1 protein-coding gene is annotated in these 381 nt (G+C 53.3%); it reads left to right on the top strand.

All coding sequences use genetic code 11. The features are described 5' to 3' along the window. The coding region (locus tag A3754_RS07880; RefSeq protein WP_304439826.1) for a DnaB-like helicase N-terminal domain-containing protein at window positions 1–381 on the top strand (381 nt) is incomplete at both ends.

The raw sequence follows: 381 nt of genomic DNA, 5'->3' as shown, positions 1-381 counted from the left end.
ATAACCTGGGGCAGCTCGAATCCATTGGTGGCATGACCTATCTGTCGGAGCTGGCCCGTAACACACCCAGCGCGGCCAATATTACCGCTTATTCGGATATTGTCCGTGAGCGCAGTATCCTGCGTCAGCTGATCAATGTTTCACACCAGGTGGCGGATAGCGCGTTTAATACCGAAGGCCGTAAATCCCTGGAAATTCTCGATGAGGCGGAATCCTCCATCTTCGAGATTGCCGAGCAGCAGAAGAAAGGTGACGGCCCCCAGAACATCAAGTCGGTGTTGAAAAAAGCGGTAGACCGCATTGATGAGCTGTACAAAACCAAGAGTGCACTCACCGGCCTGACCTCCGGCTTTGAAGAGCTGGATAAAATGACCGGGGGCT

The sequence above is a fragment of the Alcanivorax sp. HI0083 genome (assembly GCF_001635175.1).
Note: the sequence above shows the minus strand (reverse complement) of the source record. Positions and strands in the feature narration are given on the sequence as shown.